Source organism: Streptomyces sp. NPDC028907 (assembly GCF_055564995.1).
This window is the reverse complement of sequence record NZ_JBVHVE010000008.1, coordinates 362,474-384,510: the sequence shown is the minus strand read 5'-3', so window position 1 is coordinate 384,510 and position 22,037 is coordinate 362,474. Positions and strand designations below refer to the sequence as shown.

Sequence of the window (22,037 nt, the reverse complement as noted above, 5' to 3'; positions counted from 1 at the left end):
GAAACCTCTAGAACTTCGGCGCGTTACGGGACCGCTGCACCCGCGTGGTGCGGCGGTCCTTGGCGTTCCAGCAGGCCTTGTGCCAGTGACGGCGGTCGTCGACGCCCGCGTGGGCCGGCCAGGCGACGACGTGCGGGACGCCGTCCGGGATCAGTTGGTCGCAGCCGGGGCAGCGGTACGCCTTGCCCTGGGCGCTCGCGCCCGCCACATGCCGTACGTTCCAGTCGTCGCCCTGCCAGTCCTCCGTGGACTGCCAGCCGCCGTAGCGGCCGGAGCGGTCGTCCTCGGCGCTGTGTCCGGACGAGCCGGCTCCCTTGGGTCGGTTGCGACGCGGGGACACGGAACACCTCACGGGGCTATACAGGATGCGGGGGCCATGTCCAGCCTACGCGGCGCGGACCGGGGTAGCCGTACGGCACCAATCCCCACAAGTCCCCCACGCCGGCGATCGATTCTGCAGACAATCCGCAAATCTCTTCGTCAAGCCGTGTCCTCGGCACGTGTCAGACGGTTATGCCGGGTGGGGGAGCTCCGCGTCGGAGCCAAGGAAGCAGGAAAAGTCAATGCACGTAGGTAGTTTCGTGTTGGCGGCCCGGTTCCCGGGACAGGGCGAGGGGGAGGCACTGCACCGCGCGGTCCGCTCCGCCGAGGTCGCCGAGGAAGCAGGGCTCGACACCGCCTGGGTGGCCGAGCACCACTTCGTGCCGTACGGCACCTGTCCGTCCGCGATCACCCTGGCCGCCTTACTGCTCGGCCGTACCCGACGGCTGAGGGTCGGTACGGCGGTCAGCGTGCTGCCCACCACTCACCCGGTGGCCCTCGGCGAGCAGGCCGCGCTGCTGCACATCACCTCCGGCGGGCGGTTCTCGCTGGGTGTGGGGCGCGGTGGCCCGTGGGTCGACCTGGAGGTGTTCGGCTCGGGTCTCAAGGCGTACGAGGAGGGGTTCCCCGAATCACTCGATCTGCTGCTGCGCTGGCTGCGTGAGCCGTCGGTCGCGTCCGCCGGCGAGCGGTTCGACTTCCGCGAGGTCCCCGTCGTCCCCAGGCCGTCGGAGTGCCTCACGGACGCCGAGGGCCCCGAGGTCGTCGTCGCGTGTACGTCACCGAAGAGCGTGCGGCTGGCGGCCGAGCGCGGGCTGCCGATGCTGCTCGGCATGCATGTGGGCGACGAGGAGAAGGCCGAGATGGTCGCCCTGTGGCGGGAGCACGCCCGCGCGGCCGGGCGACCGGCCGACGAGATCCGGAGCGCGGCCCATGTGTCGGCCGGCGTCTGTCAGATCGCGGACCGGCGCACGGACGCGGTGGAGACGCTGACGAAGGCGATGCCGGGCTGGCTGCGGCAGGGACTGGAGGCCCATGTCACGGTGGACGGCCGCCATCGCGCGATGCGTGATCCGCTGGCCTACACCGAACTGCTTTGTGGACTGCACCCGGTGGGCACCCCGCGCCTCGCCGCCGACCGCCTGGCGGCGACCAGCGAACGGACCGGCATCTCCCGTTTCGCCCTGCTCGTCGAGGGCTCGGGCGACCTGGCGGCGACCGAGGAGAACGTCCGTCGACTGGGCGCCGAAGTGCTGCCGCACCTCGGCTGAAGAGCCCTGTCCCACCGTGCCGCCAGGGGGCTTGCCGCCCAGTACTTATTGCACCTCCCGCGTACGGAGCGGCAAGCAAGCGGCTTACCGCGTCAGCAGTCCCTGAGTTCCGGCGACTGGTTCAACAGTTGGTTGCGCGCCGAGGTGAAGCGGGCGAGCGTCTCGTCGACCGAGGCGTCAAGCGGGAACACCGCCACCCGGTGGCAGTTCTGGAAGGCCAGTCGCACCCCGAAGTGCCGCTGCAGCGCGCCGCGTATCGCGTCACTCGCAAGTGCACGCAGCAACTGGCCACGTGCCTGCTCGTCCGGCGGGGGCGTCTGGTTGTCGGCGAACTGACCGCCGTCGACCTTCAGCTGGGCCACCAGGGAGCTGATCATCTCCCACGCATAGGGCAGGGAGGTCCGGACGCAGTCGACGAAGGCTGCTTCATCGACCTCGCCTCGCTCGGCCTGTTCGAGTAGGGCCGGTGAGACGTCGAGCGACATGGGTTCTCCTCTCGCACCCCCACAACAGCGGGGGTTGCCTGACAGTAAGGGAGTTCGCGATACCGAACACTCTGCGTACACGCGTCGCGACCTCCCGTTTAATACGGTAGGCAACAGACGGTGACGGCACCAGGAGAATGCGTACATGGGCAGTCCTCGTTAGGCGCACAATCGGCCAGAAATGAACAGGGGCAGTCCGGGGTCATACGGACTCCCCCAGGGCGAATCGCGTCGACACCGGCCCGTCGAGTAGCGTTGCGGACCATGCGTCTCGTCATTGCCCGATGCTCCGTCGACTACGCGGGCCGGCTCACCGCCCACCTGCCCTCGGCGCCCCGTCTGATCCTGGTCAAGGCGGACGGAAGCGTCTCGATCCACGCGGACGACCGGGCCTACAAGCCCCTGAACTGGATGTCGCCGCCGTGCACCCTGAAGGAGGGTGACGGCGAGCAGAAGGATGTCTGGACCGTCACCAACAAGGGGGGCGAGAAGCTCATCATCACGATGGAGGAGATCCTCCACGACTCCTCGCACGAACTCGGCGTGGACCCCGGCCTGATCAAGGACGGCGTGGAAGCGCACCTCCAGGAACTTCTCGCCGACCGCATCGAGACCCTCGGCGAGGGCTACACGCTCATCCGCCGCGAGTACATGACGGCCATCGGCCCGGTCGACATCCTGTGCCGGGACGCCGACGGCCGGACGGTCGCGGTCGAGATCAAGCGTCGCGGCGAGATCGACGGCGTGGAGCAGCTGACGCGCTATCTGGAGCTGCTGAACCGGGACCCCCATCTCGCGCCCGTCCGCGGCATTTTCGCGGCCCAGGAGATCAAGCCGCAGGCCCGCGTCCTCGCGACGGACCGCGGGATCGGCTGCCAGGTGCTGGACTACGACGCCATGCGCGGGATCGAGGACGACAAGCTGCGGCTGTTCTGACGCGCGGCAGTTGGCAGTTCTACGACGGTGAGGGCCGGGTCCGCTGGACGGACCCGGCCCTCTTGTCTTCCGTGCTTGTCCTGAAGCGGGCCTCGGGTGCGTCAGATCACGGGGTCCGAGCCGGTGGTCGGCGTGCCGTCGTCCGAGCTCTGCGGGGCGCTCGCGGAACTGGTGGTCTCCGTGGGGCTGGAGGAGGCCGAGCCGCTGGCGGAGGTCGAGTTCGTCGGTGGTTCCGTCGGAGGGGGCGTCGGCTCGTCGGTCGGCGTCGGCTCCTCTGTCGTCGGGTCCTCCGTCGGCGTCGGCTCCTCTGTGGTCGGCTCCTCCGTCGGCGGCTTGGTCGGGGAGGTCGGCGGCTTCGTCGGCGACGACGGTGGCTTCGTCGGCGAGTTCGAGGACCCGCCGCCCGGCTTCTGCGTCCCGCTCGGATCGTCCGACGGCTCCGTCGCCCCGTCCGTCGGCGTCGGATCGTCCGACGTGCCCAACGTCCCGTCGGGGCCCGGGTCGGTCGGGCGGCTTGTGGCCGTGCCCGTGTCGCCGGAGTTCTTGCCGTCGTCGCCCTCCACCTTGTCGGCGCCGATGCCGTCGTCGCCGATGCCCTGGCTTGCGGACGGGTTGACGCCGACCTGGGTGGCCGGGTTGTCGGTGGTGTTGTCGGACGTGGCGCCGAGGGTCACCACCGTGCCGAGGACGGCCACGAGCAGGGCGCCCGAGCCGGCCGCGACGAGGTTGCGCCGGGCGAAGCCGCGGACGCCGCCGCGGCCCTTGTGCGAGGTCGCCGGGGACGGCGACGGCGACGGTGCCGAGGCACGGTGGGTGACCAGGGTCGTGGCTTCTTTGCCGGGCGGCGGGAACGCGGCGGCCGGTACGCCTCCGGGCGGCGACTGCGACTCCTCGTACCGCGCGTCCGGCACCTCCTCCCCCGCCGTCGCGCCGAACGCGGCCACTCCCGGCGTCGTGCCGGAGCGGTCCGAGACCAGCGCGAGGGCGCGTCGGCCGGCGACGGTGCCGCGCTTGTCGGCGAGCGCGCCGCGCAGGCCGATGGAGGTCTCCAGCTCGGCGCGGGCCCGGTCCAGTCGGCCCCCGCAGAGCGCGAGGATGCCCAACTCGTGGTGGAAGTAGGCCTGTTCGGCGACGTCACCGGCCAGGCGGGCGGCCTCGGCGCCGGCCCGCAGCGCCCGCTCCCAGGCGCTCCAGTGCAGCCCGGCCGCGAACGCGGGTCCCGCCGTACGGGCGAGCTGCACGGTCGGGCTCTCCTCGCCCTCGGCGGGCGCGGTCGTGCCCGGCACGAGCACGCCGAGGGCGGCGAGCACGGCGTCCGCCTCGGCGCACACGCGCTCCGGGGTGACCGAGGGGTGGCCTGCCCACCAGGCGTAGTGCTGGGCGGCGGTGAGGGCGTTGTCCTGGACGTCCTCGGCGTATCCGGCTGCCTCCAGCTGGGCCTGCACGCCGGCGGCGAGCCGGTAGCGGGAGCCGACGGCCGAGACCAGCCCGCAGTCGGCGAGCTCGCCCAGCGCGGCGTCCGCGTGGGTGTCGCCGACCAGCGCGGGCAGATGCGCCTGGTGCGGCACCTCGCCGCCGAGCGCGACGGCGAACCTCAGGGCGGTACGGGCCGAGGCGCTGAGCCGTGAGGCGAGCAGCGGCGCGGGTCCGGCCGCCTCGCCGAGGGAGGGCAGGGGTGTCTCCTCGCCGCGGTCCTCGGTGCCGTACGCCTCGTCGAAGGGCGTGTCGGCGGAGGGCGGGGTGTCCTCGAAGACGCCGTACTCGTCCACCGCGTCGGCGCCGGCCCGCAGCCGGTCCCGCTGCCGCAGCAGGGCGCCGGCCTGGACGAACCTGAGCGGCAGGCCCTCCGACTCGAACCACAGGTCGCCCGCCCAGTTCGCCTCGTCCTCGGTGAGGACCCGGCCGACCTGGCGCTCCAGGAGTTCGACGCTCGCGGCCCGGTCGAACCCGGCGAGGGCGACCTCCTCGATGCCGGAGTCGACGGACGGCGCGGGCACGTCGGGCGTGGCGCCGAGCAGGAACGCGCACTCGGGGGTGGCGTCCAGCAGCTCGTCGAGGGCGGCGCCGCCGAACTCGATGTCGTCAAGGACGACGACCGCGCCGATCTCACGCACGAAGCCGAGCAGTTCGTCCTGATCCGGGCGGTGCAGAGGGGCGCTGTAGACGGCGTAGAAGAGGTCGTACAGCAGGTCGTCCGGTGTGCGGTGGTAGCCGGTGAGCCGGACCACGCCGTCGGGGGCGAGGTCCGCGCAGTCCTCGGCGACGAGGTCGAGGAGGCTGGTGCGCCCGGCTCCCGGGGCGCCGACGAGGCGGACGGAGCGGCCGCGGGCGAGCATCCGCACCAGCTGTTCGCGCTCGTCCTGGCGGGCCAGCAGTGGCTCGGCGGGACGGGTCGGACCGGGTGGGACGGGCGGCTTGGCGGCGCGGTCGACCTCGGCGCGTTCGGCCGGGGTCAGCTTGACGGGCCGCGACGGCCGCTCCGCGGGCGGGCAGACCTCGATCTCGCTGCCGTCGACGGGGTTGACGGTGAGCAGGAAGTCGCCCGAGACCAGCTGCACGGTGCGGGCGAGTGCGGGCGCGTGCTGTCCGAAGTCGGGTGTGAGGGGATCCCTGGGCGGGCGATGGCGCGACGACTGGCCGTCACCGTCATGGCCGTACTCCTCGGGTCCCCGGTTGTTCGGGTCCATAGGTTTCAAGCCCCCCAAAAGCGTCGTGTGCGTAAGCCAAGCCCCTCCCGGCCTTGCTGCACACCGCGCTGTCGCTTCTGGTCCGGGCCCGCCGAGAAGGGTTTGTCTGGGCAGCGGGCAGCCGAACCCTAAACCTTTGCACAGTATCTACGACAGCCCGGGGTGCCGCGCCGTCCGAGACATCACAGTCTCGTGAGGATTGTGCGTGACGTGCCCTTCGCAACCGGAACGCCCGACTGTCCCGCCCCATCCGTGCCGGGTGTCACACCCGGGGCAGGGACTCCACCCCGATACCGCCCTCGATCGCCAGGATCCGGTGCAGCCGGGTGGCCACCAGCAGGCGCTGCATCTGCGGCGGTACACCGCGCAGCACCAGGCGCCGACCGCAGCGGCCGGCCCGCCGGTGGGCCCCCATGATCACCCCGAGTCCGGTGGCGTCCCAGGAGACCAGCTCGGACAGGTCGAGCACCAGATCGCCGACTCCGTCGTCGACGGCCGAGTGCAGGACCGTACGGGCGTCCGCCGCGCTGCGGACGTCGAGGACGCCCCCGACGACCAGTTCGGCGTGGTCGCCCCTGATGTGCATATGCGCTCCCCAAGCGTGCGTCGTTGCTCCGCGATGCGTTGCCTGTGCTGTTCCTGTGCCTGTGTTCGCTATGAGTCTTCGCTGTGGCCGGTGATGCAACCTCTGACTGCGTTCAGCGGTCAGAGGTTGCCGTCTGTAAGCGAACCGATACCGAATTCACCCCATCGCGTGATGGGCGCGGGGCGTGTGCGGTGGTCTACGAAACCTCAGTAGCTGTAAAAGCCTTGCCCGCTCTTGCGGCCGATGTCACCCGCGTCCACCATCCGGCGCATCAGCTCCGGCGGGGCGAACTTCTCGTCCTGGGACTCGGTGTAGATGTTGCTGGTGGCGTGCAGCAGGATGTCGACGCCGGTGAGGTCGGCCGTGGCGAGCGGGCCCATGGCGTGGCCGAAGCCCAGCTTGCAGGCGAGGTCGATGTCCTCGGCGGTGGCGACGCCCGACTCGTACAGCTTGGTGGCCTCGACGACGAGGGCCGAGATCAGCCGGGTGGTGACGAAGCCGGCGACGTCCCGGTTGACGACGATGCAGGTCTTGCCGACGGACTCGGCGAACTCCCGCGCGGTGGCGAGGGTTTCGTCGCTCGTCTTGTAGCCGCGGACCAGCTCGACGAGCTGCATCATCGGCACCGGCGAGAAGAAGTGGACGCCGACGACCCGCTCGGGCCGCTCGGTGGCCGCCGCGATCTTGGTGATCGGGATAGCGGAGGTGTTGGAGGCGAGCACGGTGTCGTCCCGCACGATCTTGTCGAGCGCGCGGAAGATCTCGTGCTTGACCTCGAGCTTCTCGAAGACCGCCTCGATGACGACGTCCGCGTCGGCGGCGGCGTCCAGGTCGGTGGTCGCGGTGATACGGGCGAGGGCGGCGTCGGCGTCGTGCGCCTCCAGCTTGCCCTTGCTGACGAACTTGTCGTACGACGCCTTGATGCCGTCTGTGCCACGCCTGAGAGCCTCGTCGGTGACGTCCCTGAGGACGACGTCCCACCCCGCCTGAGCGGAGACCTGGGCGATCCCGGAACCCATCAAGCCGGCGCCGATGACGGCAAGCTTCCGTGCCACTGTTGCGACTCCCCTTTGAAACGCCTTACACCCTGTTTACGTTGCTTCTTCGGCGGACCTTAGCGCTCGTGAGGGACTGTGTGACCGGTTAGTAACGCGAGTCACGTCTCATCTGACGGACATCACACCGGCTCGGGTCATTCCACGCCCCGTACGGCGTAGTTGAGCACCTTCTCGCTCAACAGCTCCTCGTTGCCGTCGAGAAGTACGAGCATCTGGCGTGGCACTTCGTCCGGATTGCACCCCTTGAGCATCTCGCGGCCGACGGCGACGAAGACCGTCTGATGGATCCAGGAGATCTGACCGGCGATCAGCCCCGGCAGGGGGGCGCCGTCGGACGCGCCGGCCTCCTCGCGCAGGGTCGCTTCGAGGTGGTCGTGGATCTCCTGCTGGAGGCTCCACAGCCGCGAGCGCAGCGGCGGCGCCTCGTGGATGACGCGCATGAAACGGTCGTAGCCCTCCATGAGGCCGAGCCGGGGCGAGACCGCCTCCGCCTCGGCGCGCATCTCCCGCAGCACGGCCCGGGCACGGCGGCCTCCGCCACCTCCGCGATGGCCTCCGGCGCGAGAACGCGACGGCGCACATGCTGTACGGCGGCCTGGTCGCGCTCGGCTTCACCGCACTGGCCGTGACAGTCGGCACACGCGTGTTCCGAACCGCCGGAGCGTAACTACGCTGGTCACATGGTCAATCTCACGCGCATCTACACCAGGACCGGCGACCAGGGCACCACCGCCCTCGGCGACATGAGCCGGGTCGCCAAGACCGACCTGCGGATCTCGGCGTACGCCGACGCCAACGAGGCGAACGCGGTGATCGGCACGGCCATCGCGCTGGGCGGCCTCGACGAGGAGGTCGTCAAGGTCCTCACCCGGGTGCAGAACGACCTGTTCGACGTGGGAGCGGACCTGTCGACGCCGGTGGTGGAGAACCCGCAGTTCCCGCCGCTCAGGGTCGAGCAGTCCTACATCGACAAGCTGGAGGCGGACTGCGACCACTTCCTGGAGGGGCTGGAGAAGCTGCGCTCCTTCATCCTCCCGGGCGGCACGGCGGGCGCGGCGCTGCTGCACCAGGCCTGCACGGTCGTACGCCGGGCGGAGCGCTCGACGTGGGCGGCGCTGGAGGTGCACGGCGAGGTGATGAACCCGCTGACGGCGACGTATCTGAACCGGCTGTCCGACCTGCTCTTCATCTTGGCGAGGACGGCGAACAAGGCCGAGGGCGACGTCCTCTGGGTCCCTGGCGGGGAACGCTGACCAGGCCGGCTTCCGGCCGGGTAGCGGGTTCGGCGCCAGCGGGTTCCAGGCGACCACCAACGGGGGTGCCCGGCGGGGAGTGCCAGGTACTCTCGCGTGACCGCTGGAACAGGCCCAGTGCGACGAGTGCGCCGCCGACGCACATCAGCACCAGGCCGACCTTCGTCAGGGTGACCACCGGGACGTCCAGGTCCTCGGTGAACAGCCACAGCGGCAGGCCGACCAGGAAGGTGGCGGCGCCCTCCAGGAGGTTCTTCGACGACTGGCTCATGAGCGGACACGCTCCTTGTCCGTGAGCCGGGACGAGTCCTCGGCGTCGACGGGGGCCTTCTTCGGCCAGATCCAGTACCCGAGGGCGATCAGCCCGTAGATGCCGACCGTGCGGATCGCCACCCACTGGAAGGCGCGCAGGGAGCTGATGTCACCGGAGTCGCCGACGTACCAGACCGCGAGCTGGAGCAGGCCCAGGGCCACCGCTCCCCCGAACACCGCCCGCAGCCACAGTTCTGCCTCGTGGCGGGCGCGGGCGCGGCCGTAGCGGGGCGGCTTCGTCGGGGGCGGGCCGCCGCCGAGGCGATGCGCCGCATGACCGTCCAGCCAGCGGATCGTGTAGTGGCCGTAGGCGACGGTGTAGCCGATGTACAGCGCGGCCACGCCGTGCTCCCAGCCCGGCTCCGCGCCGTTCTTCAGGTCCACCGCCGTCGCCACGAACAGGACCAGCTCGAGCACCGGCTCGCACAGCAGCAACACCACGCTCGTACGGCGCCACTTCAGCAGGTAGCGGACGGCCAGGCCCAGGGCCAGCAGTACCCAGAAGCCGACCTCGCAGGCGATGATGAGGGCGACGATCACAACATGCTCCCTTCGGTCACCCTTCCAGGCTCCCGACGGCCGCGGCCCCTTTCGTCGTCGGCGGTGACGAATTCGCCGTACATCGAAAGATGCAGTCCAGGACCCTCCCCCGGAATCAGGCATCGGCCGCGGCCACCGTGTTGGATGGAGTCATGGCCTTCCCGCGCCCGCACCGCTTCGACGTGTACATCGCCATCGGCGGGCTGCTCGGGGGTCTGCTGCTGGTGGGCATCGGTCTGGCCACGCGGCCCGCCAAGGATCCGATCACGCTCTTCGACGGCCCCTGGCCGATCCTGGTGCCGCTCACCGTGATGGCCGGCTGCGAGCTGCTGCGCCGGGCGGCGCCGCGTGCGGCCCTGCTGATCGGCACGCCCGCGATCTGCGCGGACGTCTTCACCCAGGGCAACCTGGCCACGATCCTGATGTTCACCGACATCATCTACGCGACCGTGCTCTACGGCCCGCTCGCCTCGGCCCGCCGGATCCAGCGGATCACCGGACTGCTCACGGTGGCCGGGACCCTGGTGCCGTTCGCGGTGTGGCGGGTCCCGGAGGCGCTGCTGATCGGTGTGGTCGTCGGCGTCGTGGCCTACGGGCCCGCCGCCACCGGCTGGATCGTCCGCAACCACCGCGACGCCGCCGAGGCCGCCCGGCTGCGCGCCGAACAGACCGCACTGCTGGCCGAGATGGACCGCGCCCAGGCCGTGACGTCGGAACGCGCTCGGATGGCACGCGAGTTGCACGACATGGTCGCCAACCATCTCTCCGCCATCGCCATCCACTCCACGGCCGCGCTCTCCATCGACGATCCGAAGACCTCCCAGGAAGCCCTTTCGGTCATCCGCGAGAACAGCGTCGAAGGGCTCGCCGAGATGCGCCGGCTCATCGGCATCCTGCGCGACGCCGGCGGTGACACCGAGCCGGTCGCCGCACCCACGCTCGACGGCCTCGACGCGCTGGTCGAGGGTGCCCGTGTCAACGGCCTCGACGTGCACCTCGACGCGGAGCAGTGCAGCGTCCCCGCCCCCGTCGAGCTCGCCGCCTACCGCATCGTCCAGGAGGCCCTGACCAACGCCCTCAAGCACGCCTCCCCCGGTCGGGTCACGGTCGCGCTCGCCCATCGCGACGGCTCCCTTGCCGTCACCGTGACCAGCCCCTTCGGTGACCGCGACGGTCCGCGCGCGCCTGGCTCCGGCGCCGGGCTCGTCGGGATGCGGGAGCGCGTCGAGCTGCTGAGCGGCGCGTTCGAGGCCGGTCCCGTCGACGACCCGGGCTCGACGGACGGCAAGATCTGGGTCGTACGCGCCACGCTTCCCGTGACCGAAGGAGACAGAGAATGATCCGCGTCCTGGTCGCCGAGGACCAGTCCGCCGTCCGCGCCGGGCTGGTCCTCATCCTGCGCAGCGCGCCCGATGTCGAGGTGGTCGGCGAGGCGGCGGACGGCGAGCAGGCGGTGGCCCTGGCCCGTGAGCTACGGCCCGACCTTTTGCTGATGGACGTACAGATGCCGCGCCTCGACGGGGTGTCGGCGACCCGTCAGGTGGTCGCCGAGCGGCTGGCCGACGTCCTCGTGCTGACCACCTTCGACCTCGACGAGTACGTCTTCGGGGCGCTGCGCGCCGGGGCGTCCGGGTTCCTGCTCAAGAACACCGAGGCCAAGGACCTGCTGGCGGCCGTCCGCACGGTGGCGCGCGGCGAGGGCCTGATCGCCCCGGCCGTGACCCGGCGTCTGATCGCCGAGTTCGCCGCGAAGCCGGTGCGGGAGCCGACGGCCGACCCGGCCGTCCTCGACGCCCTCACCCGGCGCGAGCGCGAGGTGCTGTCCTGTCTCGGCGAGGGACTGTCCAACGCCGACATCGCGGTACGGCTCGACATGGCCGAGGCGACGGTGAAGACCCACGTCAGTCGTCTGCTGGGGAAGCTGGAGCTGCGCAGCCGGGTGCAAGCGGCGGTGTTGGCGCAGGAGTTGGGGATCTAGGGGTTCGGGGAACGGCCGTATACGAGAGTGGTCCAGACCTATTGACCCGTGGTCCAGACCTTTCTATTCTCGCGGCACCGTGGGCGTGAAGGCTCAGTCACGCCCCCAAGACCCCCAAGGAGGCGCGTGATGCGCTTCAGACACAGAGCCGTGGCAGGGTTCGCGACCCTGTTGCTCCCGCTGGCCGGTCTGGTCGGCCTCGCGAGCCCGGCCGAAGCCGCGACGTCCGCCACCGCCACCTACGCCAAGACCCAGGACTGGGGCTCCGGCTTCGAGGGCAAGTGGACGGTGAAGAACACCGGCACCACCTCCCTCAGCTCCTGGACCGTCGAGTGGGACTTCCCCTCCGGCACCTCCGTCACCTCCGCCTGGGACGCCGACGTCACCTCGTCCGGCACCCACTGGACCGCCAAGAACAAGTCCTGGAACGGCACCCTCGCGCCCGGCGCCTCCGTCTCCTTCGGCTTCAACGGCACCGGCTCCGGCTCCCCCGCCAACTGCAAGCTGAACGGCGGCAGCTGCGACGGCGGCACCACGGAGCCCGGCGACAACGCGCCCAGCGCCCCCGGCACCCCCAGCGCCTCCGACATCACCAACACCTCGGTGAAGCTGAGCTGGACCGCCGCCACCGACGACAAGGGCGTCAAGAACTACGACGTCCTGCGCGACGGCGCAAAGGTCGCCACCGTGACGACCACGTCGTACACGGACACCGGCCTCACCGCCGGCACCGACTACTCCTACACCGTCCAGGCCCGCGACACCGCCGACCAGACCGGCCCGGTCAGCGGCGCCCGCGCGGTGCGCACCACCGGCGGCACCACCGAACCGCCGCCCACCGGCGACAAGGTCAAGCTCGGCTACTTCACCGAGTGGGGCGTCTACGGCCGTAACTACCACGTCAAGAACCTGGTGACCTCGGGCTCCGCCTCGAAGATCACCCACATCAACTACGCGTTCGGCAACGTCAAGAACGGTCAGTGCACCGTCGACGACACCTACGCCGCCTACGACAAGGCCTACACCGCCGACCAGTCCGTCAGCGGCACCGCCGACACCTGGGACCAGCCGCTGCGCGGCAACTTCAACCAGCTGCGCCAGCTGAAGGCCAAGTACCCGCACATCAAGGTGCTGTACTCCTTCGGCGGCTGGACCTACTCCGGCGGCTTCGGCCAGGCCGCCGCCAACGCGGCCGCGTTCGCCAAGTCCTGCAAGGCCGTCGTGGAGGACCCGCGCTGGGCCGACGTCTTCGACGGCATCGACATCGACTGGGAGTACCCGAACGCCTGCGGCCTGACCTGCGACACCTCCGGCCCCGCGGCCTTCAAGAACCTGATGTCGGCGCTGCGCACCGAGTTCGGCCCGAACTACCTGGTCACCGCGGCCATCACCGCCGACGGCTCCTCCGGCGGCAAGATCGACGCGGCCGACTACGGCGGCGCCGCCCAGTACCTCGACTGGTACAACGTGATGACGTACGACTACTTCGGCGCCTTCGACAAGGACGGTCCGACCGCCCCTCACTCCCCGCTCACGTCCTACCCGGGGATCCCGCAGGCGGGCTTCAACTCCGCCGACGCGATCGCCAAGCTGAAGTCGAAGGGCGTACCCTCCGCCAAGCTGCTGCTCGGCATCGGCTTCTACGGCCGCGGCTGGACCGGCGTCACCCAGGCCGCCCCCGGCGGCTCGGCGACCGGCGCGGCCCCCGGCACCTACGAGGCCGGCATCGAGGACTACAAGGTCCTGAAGAACTCCTGCCCCGCGAACGGCACCGTCGCCGGCACGGCGTACGCCTACTGCGGCAACAACTGGTGGTCCTACGACACCCCGTCGACGATCGCCGGGAAGATGTCCTGGGCCAAGAACCAGGGCCTGGGCGGCGCGTTCTTCTGGGAGTTCAGCGGCGACACCAGCAACGGTGAGCTGGTGACCGCCATCAACAACGGGCTCAACTAGCGGACTTACCGAGCGACACAGACGTACTAAGCGACATTGACGCGCTGACCGGGCGGGGCTGCCTCAAGCCACGCGAGGAAACCGGTCAGCGCGTCTTCGCTCATGGCGAGTTCGAGGCGCGTGCCCCGGTGCAGACAGGTGAGGATCACCGCGTCGGAGAGCAGCGCCAGTTCCTCCTCGCCGTCCGGTACGCGGCGGCCGGCCACCTCGATGGCGGAGCGCTCCAGGATGCGGCGCGGGCGGTAGGCGTAGGAGAAGACGCGGTACCACTCGATGCGGTCGCCGTTGTAGCGGGCGACGCCGTAGGACCAGCCCTTGCCGTTGGTGTCGGGTTTCTCCGGGACGTCCCAGCGCAGGGAACAGTCGAAGGTGCCGCCCGAGCGCTGGATGAGTCTGCGGCGCAGGCCGAAGACGAACAACCCCAGCACCACGAGGGCGACGACGATTCCGCACACAGTCAGAGCGAGGACCATCGACACCGACCTCCTCGTCTCCTAGGTAACGGAACGGAAAAAACTTCCATATCTGCCTCAGCCGCGACCGGCACCGGATTGCTCCGGTCCCAGCCGCGGCTGAGTGACGTCATCGCGTGCGCTCCCCCAGAGCCTAAAGGGCTCGGGAGGTGACCTGGGGGGTCAGCGCGCCGTCGCCGCCCGCAGGCGGACCTCCGCGCGGCGCTCGGCGGACGCGTCGTCGTCCCCCTTCGCGCGCTCGAGTGCCCGCTCCGCGCGCTGGACATCGATCTCGTCCGACAGCTCGGCGATCTCGGCCAGCAGCGACAGCTTGTCGTCCGCGAAGGAGATGAAACCGCCGTGCACCGCGGCGATGACGGTTCCACCTTCACTCGTACGGATGGTCACCGGGCCCGACTCCAGCACACCGAGCAGCGGCTGGTGACCGGGCATGACGCCGATGTCGCCGGACGTGGTGCGCGCGACGACCAGGGTGGCCTGGCCCGACCAGACCTCACGGTCGGCGGCGACCAGCGCGACGTGCAGCTCAGCAGCCAAGGTGGCTCCTCGGGTCACCACCCGGCGGTTCTGCCGGGTGTTGGTTACAAGTCTAGTAGGCGTGAGAGAGGGGGCGGGACGAACCCCCGCCCCCTCCATCAAGAGCTCAATGGCTCAAGAGCACCGGTACGTCAGGAGACGCCCAGTTCCTTCGCGTTCTTCTTGAGGTCCTCAAGACCACCGCACATGAAGAACGCCTGCTCCGGGAAGTGGTCGAACTCACCGTCGCAGATCGCGTTGAACGCGGTGATCGACTCGTCCAGCGGCACGTCGGAGCCGTCCACACCGGTGAACTGCTTGGCGACGTGCGTGTTCTGGGACAGGAAGCGCTCGACGCGGCGGGCACGCTGGACGACCAGCTTGTCCTCCTCGCTGAGCTCGTCGATACCGAGGATCGCGATGATGTCCTGGAGGTCCTTGTACTTCTGCAGGATCCCCTTGACACGCATGGCGGTGTTGTAGTGGTCCGCCGCGATGTAGCGCGGGTCCAGGATGCGGGACGTGGAGTCCAGCGGGTCGATCGCCGGGTAGATGCCCTTCTCGGAGATCGGACGGGACAGAACCGTCGTCGCGTCGAGGTGGGCGAAGGTGGTGGCCGGGGCCGGGTCGGTCAGGTCGTCCGCGGGGACGTAGATCGCCTGCATCGAGGTGATCGAGTGACCGCGGGTCGAGGTGATGCGCTCCTGGAGGAGACCCATCTCGTCGGCCAGGTTCGGCTGGTAACCCACCGCGGAGGGCATACGGCCGAGCAGGGTCGAGACCTCGGAACCGGCCTGGGTGAAGCGGAAGATGTTGTCGATGAAGAACAGCACGTCCTGCTTCTGCACATCGCGGAAGTACTCCGCCATGGTCAGACCGGCCAGGGCCACGCGCAGACGGGTGCCCGGGGGCTCGTCCATCTGACCGAAGACCAGCGCGGTCTTGTCGATGACGCCGGACTCGCTCATCTCGTCGATGAGGTCGTTGCCCTCACGGGTGCGCTCACCGACACCGGCGAACACCGACACACCGTCGTGGTTGTTGGCGACGCGGTAGATCATCTCCTGGATGAGCACCGTCTTGCCGACGCCGGCGCCGCCGAACAGACCGATCTTGCCGCCCTTGACGTACGGGGTGAGCAGGTCGATGCACTTGACGCCGGTCTCGAACATCTCGGTCTTCGACTCGAGCTCGTCGAAGTTCGGCGCCTTGCGGTGGATGGACCAGCGCTCGCCCTCGTACTGCTCGTCGACGTTCAGCACCTCACCGAGGGTGTTGAACACCTTGCCCTTGGTGAAGTCGCCGACCGGCACGGTGATGCCCTCGCCGGTGTCGGTCACCGCGGCCTGGCGGACCAGACCGTCGGTGGGCTGCATGGAGATGGTGCGGACCAGACCGTCACCCAGGTGCTGGGCGACCTCCAGGGTCAGGATCTTCTTCTCGCCCGCGTTCGCCGGGTCGGCGACCTCGACGTGGAGGGCGTTGTAGATCTCCGGCATCGCGTCGACGGGGAACTCCACGTCGACGACCGGGCCGATGACCCGGGCGACGCGGCCCGTAGCCGTCGCGGTCTCAACAGTGGTGGTCATTAGCGGTCACTCCCCGCGGTCGCGTCGGCCAGGGCTGCGGAGCCACCGACGATCTCGCTGATTTCCTGGGTGATTTCGGCCTGGCGGGCCGCGTTGGCAAGCCGGGAGAGCGTCTCGATGAGCTCTCCGGCGTTGTCGGTGGCCGACTTCATCGCGCGCCGCGTGGCGGCGTGCTTGGAGGCGGCCGACTGGAGCAGCGCGTTGTAGATACGGCTCTCCACGTAGCGCGGCAGAAGGGCGTCGAGGACGTCCTCCGCCGAGGGCTCGAAGTCGTACAACGGAAGGAGTTCGCCCTTGGTGGGGGACTCCTCCGCGACCTCTTCGAGGCTGAGCGGCAGCAGACGCGCGTCCAGCGCCTGCTGGGTCATCATCGACACGAACTCGGTGTAGACGATGTGGAGCTCGTCCACGCCGCCCTCGGCCGTCTCCGTCTCGATCGCCTCGATCAGCGGGGCCGCGACCTTCTTGGCGTCCGCGTACGAGGGCTCGTCGGTGAAGCCGCTCCACGACTCCGCGATCTTGCGCTCACGGAAGTTGTAGTGCGCCACACCACGGCGGCCGACGATGTAGACGTCGACCTCCTTGCCCTCGCGCTCCAGGCGCTCGGTCAGCTGCTCCGCCGCCTTGATGGCGTTGGAGTTGAAGGCGCCGGCAAGGCCACGGTCGCTCGTCAGGAGCAGCACCGCGGACCGCGTGACCGTCTCGGCCTGCGTGGTCAGCGGGTGCTTGGTGTTCGAGCCGGTGCCGACCGCCGTGACCGCGCGGGTGAGCTCGGTCGCGTAGGGCGTGGAGGCCGCCACCTTGCGCTGCGCCTTGACGACGCGCGAGGCGGCGATCATCTCCATCGCCTTCGTGATCTTCTTGGTCGCGGTGACGGATCGGATGCGACGCTTGTAGACCCGGAGCTGGGCTCCCATGAGTCAGGTCCCTTCCTTACGTCACTTGGAGGCGCTGGTCGCCTTCGGGCCGGCCTCTTCGCCGAGCAGCTTGCCGTCCGCGGTCTCGAACTGCTTCTTGAACTCCGCGATGGCGTCGGCGACGGCGGTGAGCGTGTCGTCCGACATCTTGCCGCCCTCCTTGATGGAGGTCATGAGGCCCTGCTCCTTGCGGTGCAGGTACTCAAGGAGCTCCTTCTCGAAGCGGCGGATGTCGGCGACCGGCACGTCGTCCATCTTGCCGGTGGTGCCGGCCCAGACGGAGACGACCTGGTCCTCGGTGGACATCGGCTCGTACTGCGCCTGCTTCAGCAGCTCGACCATGCGCTGACCGCGCTCCAGCTGCGCCTTCGACGCGGCGTCCAGGTCGGAACCGAAGGCGGCGAACGCCTCCAGCTCACGGAACTGGGCGAGGTCCACGCGCAGACGGCCGGAGACCTGCTTCATCGCCTTGTGCTGCGCGGAACCACCGACTCGGGAGACGGAGATACCGACGTTCAGCGCGGGGCGCTGACCGGCGTTGAACAGGTCCGACTCCAGGAAGCACTGGCCGTCGGTGATGGAGATGACGTTGGTCGGGATGAACGCCGAGACGTCGTTGGCCTTGGTCTCGACGATCGGCAGACCGGTCATCGAGCCGGCGCCCATGTCGTCGGAGAGCTTCGCGCAGCGCTCCAGCAGACGGGAGTGCAGGTAGAAGACGTCACCCGGGTAGGCCTCACGGCCCGGCGGGCGGCGCAGCAGCAGCGACACGGCGCGGTAGGCGTCGGCCTGCTTCGACAGGTCGTCGAAGATGATGAGGACGTGCTTGCCCTCATACATCCACTGCTGACCGATGGCCGAACCGGTGTACGGCGCCAGGTACTTGAAGCCGGCCGGGTCGGACGCGGGGGCGGCGACGATGGTCGTGTACTCCAGCGCGCCGTTCTCCTCCAGCGCGCGGCGGACCGACGCGATCGTCGAGCCCTTCTGGCCGATGGCGACGTAGATGCAGCGGACCTGCTTGTTCGGGTCGCCGGTGCGCCAGTTGTCGCGCTGGTTGATGATCGTGTCGACGGCCAGGGCGGTCTTGCCGGTCTGACGGTCACCGATGATCAGCTGACGCTGGCCACGGCCGATCGGGGTCATCGCGTCGACGGCCTTGTAGCCGGTCTCCATCGGCTCGTGCACCGACTTGCGCTGCATGACCGTGGGGGCCTGCAGCTCAAGGGCACGACGACCGGACGTCTCGATCTCGCCGAGGCCGTCGATCGGGTTGCCGAGCGGGTCGACGACGCGGCCGAGGTAGCCCTCGCCGACGGCCACGGAGAGAACCTCACCGGTACGGGAGACCGGCTGACCCTCCTCGATGCCGCTGAACTCACCGAGGACGATGGCACCGATCTCGCGCTCCTCGAGGTTGAGGGCGAGGCCGAGGGTGCCGTCCTCGAACTTCAGCAGTTCGTTGGCCATGGCCGAGGGCAGACCCTCGACCTTCGCGATGCCGTCGCCGGCAAGGGTGACCGTACCGACCTCCTCGCGCGAGGCCGCGTCCGGCTTGTACGACTGGACGAAGTTCTCCAGCGCGTCCCGGATCTCCTCCGGCCGGATCGTGAGCTCCGCCATCTGGGTTCCCTGCTCTCCTTGTTGGGCCCGAAGTTTCACTTTGGGGGTCTGGGGGCGACCCCCAGGATTCTTCTGCACGGCCCAACCAGGGCCGTCGTAAGTACGTACTGCCTATGAAGTTGCTGTTCAGCTCGCCAGTCGGCGGCCGGCGTCCTCGATGCGGTCCGCGAGGGAGCCGTTGATGACCTCGTCACCGACCTGCACCCGGATTCCGCCGACGACCTCGGGGTCCACGTCGAGGTTGAGGTGCATCGGGCGGCCGTAGAGCTTCGCGAGGGCGGCGCCCAGGCGCTGCTTCTGCCGGTCGCTCATCGGCACCGCCGAGGTGACCACGGCCACCATCCGGTCCCGGCGGTCGGCGGCGAGCTTGGACAGGGACTCCAGTCCCGACTCCAGGCTACGTCCACGCGGCGCGGTCACAAGACGTGTGACCAGACGCTCGGTGGTCGCCTTGGCCCGGCCGCCCAGCAGGCTGCGCAGCAGCTCGCCCTTGGCCGATCCGGTGGCGGAGCGGTTGGTCAGCGCGGCACGCAGCTCGGTGCTCGAGGAGACGATCCGGCCGAACCGGAACAGCTCGTCCTCGACCTCGTCGAGCGTGCCCGCCTTCTGCGCGGCGGTGAGGTCGGCGGTGTCCGCCAGCTCCTCCAGCGCGTCCACCAGGTCGCGGGACTGCGACCAGCGGGAACGCACCATGCCGGCCAGCAGATCGGCGGTCTCGCCGCCGACCTGGCCGCCGAGCAGGCGCTGAGCAAGCTCGGCCTTGGCCTCGCCGGCCTGCGCCGGGTCGGTGAGGACCCGACGCAGCGACACCTCGCGGTCGAGCAGCGCGGTGACGGCGGCCAGCTCGTCGGCGAGCTTGGCCGCGTCGACGGACGTGTTGTCCGTCAGCGCGTCGAGACGCTCACGTGCGGCTGCCAGGGCCTCGCGGCTCGCTCCGTTCATCGTCCGGCCTCGGCCTTCTCCTCGAGCTCGTCGAGGAAGCGGTCGATCACGCGGCTCTGCCGGGCGTGGTCCTCGAGGGACTCACCGACGAGCTTGCCGGCCAGGTCGGTGGCAAGCTTGCCGACGTCCTGGCGCAGCGCGGAGGACGCGGCCTTGCGGTCGGCCTCGATCTGAGCGTGACCGGCGGCGACGATCTCCTCGCGCTGCCGCTGGCCTTCCGCACGCATCTCGGCGATGAGCGTGGCGCCCTGCTCCTGCGCCTCCTGGCGCAGACGCGCGGCCTCGTGCCGGGCCTCGGCGAGCTGAGCCTTGTACTGCTCAAGGACGCTCTGGGCCTCGACCTGAGCGGCCTCGGCCTTCTCGATTCCGCCTTCGATCGCCTCGCGGCGCTCCTCCAGAACCTTGTTGATGTTCGGAAGCAGCTTCTTCCAGAAGAAGAAGAACACGATGGCGAAGGCGATGGTGCCGACGAGCAGCTCGGGGCCCGGGGGAACGAGCGGGTTCTGCTTCTCCTCGGCCGCCAGCTGCTGTACCAGGTTGGCGATCACATCAGTGCCTTCCGTTGAAAGGTCTCGATCGTCAGGAACGTCGATTTAGTAGACGAACGGCATGACGATGCCGATGAGGGCGAGCGCCTCACAGAACGCGAAACCGAGGATCTGGTTGGCACGGATCAGACCGGCAGCCTCGGGCTGCCGGGCCAGGGCCTGGGTGCCGTTGCCGAAGATGATGCCGACGCCGACGCCGGGGCCGATGGCGGCAAGGCCGTAACCGATGGAACCGATGTTGCCTTCGACGGCGGCGAGGGTCTCAAGGGCAGCCATGCTGATTCTTCCTTCTCTTTCAGGACCGATGGGGGTTGGCCATCGGACGTTCTAGGGGGCTGGGGGTGGTGGTCGCTCAGTGGTGCTCGGCGAGAGCGCCCTGAACGTACGAGCAGGCCAGCAGCACGAACACGTACGCCTGGACGGCCTGGACGAAGAGCTCGAAGCCGATCATGACCACGGCCATCACGAAGGAGACACCGGCGGCCGGGATCATCCAACTGTTCAGCAGGTACCAGGAAGCGACGGTGAACATGACCAGCATCAGGTGGCCGGCGAACATGTTGGCGAACAGTCGCACCGCGTGCGTGAACGGCCGGACCAGCAGGTTCGAGAAGAACTCGATGACCATCACGAGCGGCAGTACCGGGCCCAGCGACTTGTCGTAGCCCGTGACGTTCTTGAAGAAGCCGACGAAGCCGTGCCGCTTGAAGGTCAGCGAGACCCACACGACCCAGACGATGGCGGCCAGCACCATCGGGTACGCGATGATCGACGAGACCGGGAACTGGGCCAGCGGGATCACGGACCAGATGTTCATGATCCAGATGAAGAAGAAGAGCGAGACCATGAAGGGGACGTACTTCTCGCCCTCACGCTTGCCGATGGTCTCGTACACGATGCCGCGGCGCACGAAGTCGTAACCGGCCTCGCCGATCATCTGCAGCTTGCCCGGCACCACCTTCGCCTTGCTGAAGGCAAGCGTGAAGAAGGTGACAACCAGCAGCGTGGTGATGAGGGCAAGCAGCATCACCTTGTTGAACTCGAACCCTCCGACCGTGGTGATCGGCTTGAAGAGGAACGAGTGCAGGCCCGGAGCCGGGAAGCCGCAGCCGTTGTCGGACATGATCCGACAGCTCCAGTCAAAGGCGAGCTGGGTCTGGTCAGCACTCACCGCGGACTCCTTCGGCATGACGCATGGGTACGGCAACCTCGTTGTGTCGGGCGCGGCGCGCAGCCGCGGTTCGGCACGGGACTGGTGTTACGGATGTGGGGGCGGCTGAGGGGCATCGAGCCTCGCGATTGAGCAGGCGTCAGCTCAGATGCCCGCGCCCGCGATGCCGCAGTTGGCACCGGACGATAGCAGGACTTCTCACACGCATTTATCTCGGCCCTACCCCTCACGACGAGTGCCCCGATTTTTCGGGCTTCCCGCCCGAGGAGTCGGGTTCGACGTAGAGGATCTTGGCCTTCATGTGGGCCCGGGTCTGGGCCGCGATCCACGCGAGGGTGGTGGCGATCAGAGTGATCGCGAAAGCCTTGGGGTTGAACAGCGTGGTGTTCTTGAACGCGCTCAGAAAGACGAACAGCAGCAGGATCTGCGCCGCGTAGAGCATCAGCCCCATCATCTGGAACAGATGCGGAAGCGATTTGGCAGTCCGCTGCAGGACGTAGAGGCCGATACCCATGAAGAGGATCGTGAGCACCGCCGCCACGCCAGCCCCGATCGCTCCCTTGCCGCCGGCGACCACACCGCTGACGACGGCGGCAATCGCGCCGACGGCAGCCGTGGGCACGGCAGCCTGAAGGAGGATCCGGACGTCATTGGACGGCATGGCGGCAACTCCGCTTTCACGGTGGGGGCAGGGTGTCGTCATGGACGAGCGTAGTCCCGGGTCGAGAGAGAACCTCACGCCGGTGGACCGTCGCACCACGGCCCTTCGGCTCTATCCGGGGGTTCTCGTGAACCGTATCACAAACTATTTGATGAGGTCTTTACCTGAACTGTGTGCTCGGTGTCACACATGAGGGTGACACTGCGCGTCTGTG

The 22,037-nt window shown here is 69.1% G+C and carries 23 protein-coding genes and 2 pseudogenes; 7 read left to right on the top strand and 18 right to left on the bottom strand.

Annotation, left to right across the window (positions count from 1 at the left end):
• Positions 1-7: 7 nt before the first annotated feature.
• Positions 8-340 carry an ATP/GTP-binding protein gene (locus tag ACZ4UU_RS26245; RefSeq protein ID WP_471905798.1) on the bottom strand — a complete coding sequence of 111 codons (333 nt, stop codon included), beginning with the start codon at positions 338-340 and terminating at the stop codon, positions 8-10.
• A gap of 223 nt (positions 341-563) precedes the next feature.
• Between ACZ4UU_RS26245 and ACZ4UU_RS26240 the strand changes: the two genes are divergently transcribed.
• Complete coding sequence (locus ACZ4UU_RS26240) at positions 564-1,592, top strand: LLM class flavin-dependent oxidoreductase (RefSeq protein WP_471905797.1); 1,029 nt, start codon at positions 564-566, stop codon at positions 1,590-1,592.
• 92 nt (positions 1,593-1,684) lie between these two features.
• Here the strand turns inward: ACZ4UU_RS26240 and ACZ4UU_RS26235 are convergent, their stop codons facing one another.
• The gene (locus tag ACZ4UU_RS26235) at positions 1,685-2,077 is read right to left on the bottom strand and encodes an SCO5389 family protein (RefSeq protein ID WP_471905796.1); all 393 of its coding nucleotides are present in this window, start codon (positions 2,075-2,077) and stop codon (positions 1,685-1,687) included.
• Positions 2,078-2,341: 264 nt separating this feature from the next.
• Between ACZ4UU_RS26235 and nucS the strand changes: the two genes are divergently transcribed.
• Entirely contained in the window at positions 2,342-3,013 is a 672-nt protein-coding gene (nucS, locus tag ACZ4UU_RS26230; RefSeq protein WP_471905795.1) for an endonuclease NucS, read from the top strand.
• 101 nt (positions 3,014-3,114) lie between these two features.
• Here the strand turns inward: nucS and ACZ4UU_RS26225 are convergent, their stop codons facing one another.
• The 4 genes and pseudogenes from ACZ4UU_RS26225 to ACZ4UU_RS26210 form a co-directional block, all read right to left on the bottom strand.
• Positions 3,115-5,700, bottom strand: coding sequence for an ATP-binding protein (locus ACZ4UU_RS26225; RefSeq protein ID WP_471905794.1), 2,586 nt, complete (start codon positions 5,698-5,700; stop codon positions 3,115-3,117).
• Between the two features lie 262 nt (positions 5,701-5,962).
• On the bottom strand, positions 5,963-6,286 hold the full coding sequence (locus ACZ4UU_RS26220) for an STAS domain-containing protein (protein ID WP_062717671.1): 324 nt from the start codon (positions 6,284-6,286) through the stop codon (positions 5,963-5,965).
• Positions 6,287-6,492: 206 nt separating this feature from the next.
• Positions 6,493-7,341: a 3-hydroxyacyl-CoA dehydrogenase family protein gene (locus ACZ4UU_RS26215; protein WP_383451934.1), complete on the bottom strand. Its 849-nt coding sequence runs from the start codon at positions 7,339-7,341 to the stop codon at positions 6,493-6,495.
• 137 nt (positions 7,342-7,478) lie between these two features.
• Positions 7,479-7,880 (bottom strand): annotated as a pseudogene (locus ACZ4UU_RS26210) (TetR/AcrR family transcriptional regulator); the annotation flags it as partial.
• Positions 7,881-7,909: 29 nt separating this feature from the next.
• Here ACZ4UU_RS26210 and ACZ4UU_RS26205 point away from each other — a divergent pair.
• Positions 7,910-8,011: pseudogene (locus ACZ4UU_RS26205) on the top strand (ABC transporter permease); the annotation flags it as partial.
• Between the two features lie 13 nt (positions 8,012-8,024).
• Positions 8,025-8,597: a cob(I)yrinic acid a,c-diamide adenosyltransferase gene (locus tag ACZ4UU_RS26200; protein ID WP_471905793.1), complete on the top strand. Its 573-nt coding sequence runs from the start codon at positions 8,025-8,027 to the stop codon at positions 8,595-8,597.
• On the opposite strand, the gene ACZ4UU_RS26195 is transcribed toward ACZ4UU_RS26200, so the two are convergent.
• Entirely contained in the window at positions 8,530-8,868 is a 339-nt protein-coding gene (locus tag ACZ4UU_RS26195) for a DUF5708 family protein (protein WP_471905792.1), read from the bottom strand. The two genes, ACZ4UU_RS26200 and ACZ4UU_RS26195, sit on opposite strands and share 68 nt — an antisense overlap.
• Entirely contained in the window at positions 8,865-9,449 is a 585-nt protein-coding gene (locus ACZ4UU_RS26190; protein ID WP_471905791.1) for a hypothetical protein, read from the bottom strand. Before ACZ4UU_RS26190 ends, ACZ4UU_RS26195 begins: the two co-directional genes overlap by 4 nt.
• A gap of 152 nt (positions 9,450-9,601) precedes the next feature.
• On the opposite strand from ACZ4UU_RS26190, the gene ACZ4UU_RS26185 reads away from it, so the two are divergent.
• The 3 genes from ACZ4UU_RS26185 to ACZ4UU_RS26175 all read left to right on the top strand — a co-directional run bounded on the left by ACZ4UU_RS26185 (position 9,602) and on the right by ACZ4UU_RS26175 (position 13,383).
• Complete coding sequence (locus ACZ4UU_RS26185; RefSeq protein ID WP_471905790.1) at positions 9,602-10,789, top strand: sensor histidine kinase; 1,188 nt, start codon at positions 9,602-9,604, stop codon at positions 10,787-10,789.
• On the top strand, positions 10,786-11,427 hold the full coding sequence (locus ACZ4UU_RS26180) for a response regulator (protein ID WP_471905789.1): 642 nt from the start codon (positions 10,786-10,788) through the stop codon (positions 11,425-11,427). The genes ACZ4UU_RS26185 and ACZ4UU_RS26180 overlap by 4 nt, the downstream gene beginning before the upstream one ends.
• A 129-nt stretch (positions 11,428-11,556) precedes the next feature.
• The gene (locus ACZ4UU_RS26175; protein WP_471905788.1) at positions 11,557-13,383 is read left to right on the top strand and encodes a glycosyl hydrolase family 18 protein; all 1,827 of its coding nucleotides are present in this window, start codon (positions 11,557-11,559) and stop codon (positions 13,381-13,383) included.
• Positions 13,384-13,409: 26 nt separating this feature from the next.
• Here the strand turns inward: ACZ4UU_RS26175 and ACZ4UU_RS26170 are convergent, their stop codons facing one another.
• The 10 genes from ACZ4UU_RS26170 to ACZ4UU_RS26125 form a co-directional block, all read right to left on the bottom strand.
• Positions 13,410-13,856, bottom strand: a complete 447-nt coding sequence (locus ACZ4UU_RS26170) for a DUF2550 domain-containing protein (protein WP_062717680.1) — start codon at positions 13,854-13,856, stop codon at positions 13,410-13,412.
• Positions 13,857-14,018: 162 nt separating this feature from the next.
• Positions 14,019-14,393 (bottom strand): F0F1 ATP synthase subunit epsilon, encoded by a 375-nt coding sequence (locus ACZ4UU_RS26165; RefSeq protein ID WP_030049636.1) that lies wholly within the window; start codon positions 14,391-14,393, stop codon positions 14,019-14,021.
• A 131-nt stretch (positions 14,394-14,524) separates the two neighbouring features.
• Positions 14,525-15,961, bottom strand: a complete 1,437-nt coding sequence (atpD, locus tag ACZ4UU_RS26160) for a F0F1 ATP synthase subunit beta (RefSeq protein ID WP_403332709.1) — start codon at positions 15,959-15,961, stop codon at positions 14,525-14,527.
• On the bottom strand, positions 15,961-16,878 hold the full coding sequence (locus ACZ4UU_RS26155; RefSeq protein ID WP_471905787.1) for a F0F1 ATP synthase subunit gamma: 918 nt from the start codon (positions 16,876-16,878) through the stop codon (positions 15,961-15,963). Before ACZ4UU_RS26155 ends, atpD begins: the two co-directional genes overlap by 1 nt.
• Positions 16,879-16,899: 21 nt before the next feature.
• Positions 16,900-18,501: a F0F1 ATP synthase subunit alpha gene (gene atpA / locus ACZ4UU_RS26150; protein WP_234762193.1), complete on the bottom strand. Its 1,602-nt coding sequence runs from the start codon at positions 18,499-18,501 to the stop codon at positions 16,900-16,902.
• Positions 18,502-18,627: 126 nt separating this feature from the next.
• Entirely contained in the window at positions 18,628-19,443 is an 816-nt protein-coding gene (locus ACZ4UU_RS26145) for a F0F1 ATP synthase subunit delta (protein WP_471905786.1), read from the bottom strand.
• Entirely contained in the window at positions 19,440-19,991 is a 552-nt protein-coding gene (locus tag ACZ4UU_RS26140; RefSeq protein ID WP_471905785.1) for a F0F1 ATP synthase subunit B, read from the bottom strand. Before ACZ4UU_RS26140 ends, ACZ4UU_RS26145 begins: the two co-directional genes overlap by 4 nt.
• Positions 19,992-20,036: 45 nt before the next feature.
• Positions 20,037-20,267: an ATP synthase F0 subunit C gene (atpE, locus tag ACZ4UU_RS26135; RefSeq protein ID WP_105970730.1), complete on the bottom strand. Its 231-nt coding sequence runs from the start codon at positions 20,265-20,267 to the stop codon at positions 20,037-20,039.
• Between the two features lie 76 nt (positions 20,268-20,343).
• On the bottom strand, positions 20,344-21,114 hold the full coding sequence (gene atpB, locus ACZ4UU_RS26130; protein WP_471905861.1) for a F0F1 ATP synthase subunit A: 771 nt from the start codon (positions 21,112-21,114) through the stop codon (positions 20,344-20,346).
• A 274-nt stretch (positions 21,115-21,388) separates the two neighbouring features.
• Positions 21,389-21,823 carry a hypothetical protein gene (locus tag ACZ4UU_RS26125; protein ID WP_471905784.1) on the bottom strand — a complete coding sequence of 145 codons (435 nt, stop codon included), beginning with the start codon at positions 21,821-21,823 and terminating at the stop codon, positions 21,389-21,391.
• Between the last annotated feature and the right edge of the window lie 214 nt (positions 21,824-22,037).

Coding starts and splice junctions, on each gene's coding strand:
- ACZ4UU_RS26235 (WP_471905796.1), bottom strand. CDS start 2,077: ATGTCGCTCGACGTCTCACCGGCCCTACTCGAACAGGCCGAGCGAGGC.
- ACZ4UU_RS26185 (WP_471905790.1), top strand. CDS start 9,602: ATGGCCTTCCCGCGCCCGCACCGCTTCGACGTGTACATCGCCATCGGC.
- ACZ4UU_RS26155 (WP_471905787.1), bottom strand. CDS start 16,878: ATGGGAGCCCAGCTCCGGGTCTACAAGCGTCGCATCCGATCCGTCACC.
- ACZ4UU_RS26125 (WP_471905784.1), bottom strand. CDS start 21,823: ATGCCGTCCAATGACGTCCGGATCCTCCTTCAGGCTGCCGTGCCCACG.
- atpA (WP_234762193.1), bottom strand. CDS start 18,501: ATGGCGGAGCTCACGATCCGGCCGGAGGAGATCCGGGACGCGCTGGAG.
- ACZ4UU_RS26170 (WP_062717680.1), bottom strand. CDS start 13,856: ATGGTCCTCGCTCTGACTGTGTGCGGAATCGTCGTCGCCCTCGTGGTG.
- atpE (WP_105970730.1), bottom strand. CDS start 20,267: ATGGCTGCCCTTGAGACCCTCGCCGCCGTCGAAGGCAACATCGGTTCC.
- ACZ4UU_RS26240 (WP_471905797.1), top strand. CDS start 564: ATGCACGTAGGTAGTTTCGTGTTGGCGGCCCGGTTCCCGGGACAGGGC.
- atpB (WP_471905861.1), bottom strand. CDS start 21,114: ATGTCCGACAACGGCTGCGGCTTCCCGGCTCCGGGCCTGCACTCGTTC.
- ACZ4UU_RS26200 (WP_471905793.1), top strand. CDS start 8,025: ATGGTCAATCTCACGCGCATCTACACCAGGACCGGCGACCAGGGCACC.
- ACZ4UU_RS26220 (WP_062717671.1), bottom strand. CDS start 6,286: ATGCACATCAGGGGCGACCACGCCGAACTGGTCGTCGGGGGCGTCCTC.
- atpD (WP_403332709.1), bottom strand. CDS start 15,961: ATGACCACCACTGTTGAGACCGCGACGGCTACGGGCCGCGTCGCCCGG.
- ACZ4UU_RS26195 (WP_471905792.1), bottom strand. CDS start 8,868: ATGAGCCAGTCGTCGAAGAACCTCCTGGAGGGCGCCGCCACCTTCCTG.
- ACZ4UU_RS26180 (WP_471905789.1), top strand. CDS start 10,786: ATGATCCGCGTCCTGGTCGCCGAGGACCAGTCCGCCGTCCGCGCCGGG.
- ACZ4UU_RS26225 (WP_471905794.1), bottom strand. CDS start 5,700: ATGGACCCGAACAACCGGGGACCCGAGGAGTACGGCCATGACGGTGAC.
- ACZ4UU_RS26175 (WP_471905788.1), top strand. CDS start 11,557: ATGCGCTTCAGACACAGAGCCGTGGCAGGGTTCGCGACCCTGTTGCTC.
- ACZ4UU_RS26145 (WP_471905786.1), bottom strand. CDS start 19,443: ATGAACGGAGCGAGCCGCGAGGCCCTGGCAGCCGCACGTGAGCGTCTC.
- nucS (WP_471905795.1), top strand. CDS start 2,342: ATGCGTCTCGTCATTGCCCGATGCTCCGTCGACTACGCGGGCCGGCTC.